The organism is Streptomyces lycii, assembly GCF_009735685.1.
GTDB classification, from domain to species: Bacteria; Actinomycetota; Actinomycetes; order Streptomycetales; family Streptomycetaceae; genus Streptomyces; species Streptomyces lycii.
Genome location: NZ_WHPN01000313.1, coordinates 1 through 2,006, shown reverse-complemented (window position 1 = coordinate 2,006; position 2,006 = coordinate 1). Strand labels below are relative to the sequence as shown.

Annotated in this window: 1 protein-coding gene; it reads left to right on the top strand. The window is 74.4% G+C overall.

Translation table 11 applies throughout. The annotated features are described in order from the left end of the window. Nucleotides 1-49: 49 nt before the first annotated feature. Nucleotides 50-2,006 (top strand): thioester reductase domain-containing protein (locus GCU69_RS19095; protein ID WP_156206706.1); only part of this gene is annotated, 1,957 nt, incomplete at its 3' end.

Below are 2,006 nucleotides of genomic sequence, written 5' to 3'. Positions count from 1 at the left end.
CGTGCTGGACGGGGCGTTGCGTCCGGTACCGCCGGGCGTACCCGGAGAGATGTACATCACCGGCGCCGGCCTCGCCCGCGGCTACCTCAACCGCCCCGCACTCACCGCCGAACGCTTCGTCGCCTCCCCCTACGGACCCCCCGGCACACGCATGTACCGCACCGGCGACCTCGCCCACCACACCCCCGACGGCCAACTCCACTTCCTCGGCCGCGCCGACAACCAAATCAAAATCCGCGGCCACCGCATCGAACTCGGCGAAATCGAAAACCTCCTCACCCAACACCCCGCCATCACCCAAGCCGCCGCCCTCCTCCGCGAAGACCACCCCGGCCACCCCCGCCTCACCGCCTACGCCGTCCCCCACCCCCACCACACCATCACCCCCACCCAACTCCACACCCACCTCACCACCTTCCTCCCCCACCACATGACCCCCTCAGCCCTCATCCTCCTCAACGAACTGCCCGTCACGGTCAACGGGAAGCTGGACCGCGAGGCGCTGCCCGCGCCCGGTCACGCGCCTCCGTCCCCGGGGCGGGAACCGGCGACGGAGCTGGAGGCGCGGCTCTGCGAGGTGTTCGCCGAGATCCTGGCGGTGGAACGGGTCGGCGCCGACGACGACTTCTTCGTGCTGGGCGGGCATTCGCTGCTCGTGGTGCGGCTGTTGGCGAGGGTACGGGCCGGGCTCGGGGTACGGATCGGCGTGCGGGACTTCCTCGCGGCCCCCACGGCCGGGCGACTCGCCGAGTTGGTCGAGAGCGGCCGGGCGGGACGCACGGAGGGAGCCGGTCCCGTGGTGACGGACGCCGAGGCCCGGCTCGGCCCGGGGATGCGTTTCCCGGCGGCCGGGGCCCCTCGCGACGCCTCGGGACCGCGCCGGATCCTGCTCACCGGAGCCACCGGTTTCGTCGGCGCCTTCCTGCTGCGGGAGTTGCTGGAGCGGACCGAACGGACCGGTACGGAGCTGCTCTGCCTGGTGCGCGGCGCGCCGGCGGAGGCGGCACGCGCCCGCCTGGCCGACGCCACCGGTGCGTACGGCCTGGGCGCGGCGGCGGACGACCCGCGCGTGCGGGTGGTCCGCGGCGATCTGGCGGAGCCGGGCCTCGGGACCGGGCCCGGCCGGTGGCACCGGCTGGCGGAGGAGGTGGACACCGTCGTGCACGCGGGTGCGCACGTGCACCATCTCTCGTCGTACGAGCGCCTGAAACCGGCGAACGTCGGGGGGACGCGGGAACTGCTGAGGCTTCTGGCGGAAGGGCGGCCCAAGCGCCTGCACCACGTCTCCACGCTGGGCGTCTTCCGGGGCGGCCCCGGCCCCCGGCTGATCACCGAGGACTCCGACACCTCCGGCGAGCGCCACCCGTCGGCCGACGGCTACGCGGCCGGGAAGTGGGTCGCCGACCGCATGGTCCAGCACGCGGTGGCGCGCGGCGCCGACGCACGCGTGTACCGGCTCGGCCGGGTGTGGGCGGACACCCGCCGGGGAGTCGCCAACCCGGGTGACCTGTACTGCCGGCTGCTCGCCACCTGCGCCGCGCTGGGCCGCTACCCCCTGGACGCGGTGGCGACGCACGCCGACCTGCTGCCCGTGGACGTCGCGGCCCGGGCACTGGCCGCCCTCGTCCTCGACGAGGAAGGCACCACCGACGCCACCGACGCCATCGTCGCCACCGATGCCGACCGCGCCACCGGCAGCGCCGTGGTCCACCATCTCCACCATGCCCGGCCGACCGGCGCGGAGGAGTTCCTGGGGGTCCACGACGCGCTGCACGGGACACGTACGGAACCGGTGCCGCTGGGGGCGTGGCTGCGCCTGCTGAGAGAGACGAGCGAGGCGGGCCGGGAGCTGCCGTTCCTGCCCTATCTGGACGCGTTCGAGGAGTACGCGCGGGCCGCGGAGGCCGGAACCCGGCCCGCGGGCGACACCTTCCGCAGCCGCCGGACGCTGGAGCGCCTGGAGCGGCTCGGCGTGACGGTCCCGGACATCGACACCGAGATGATCA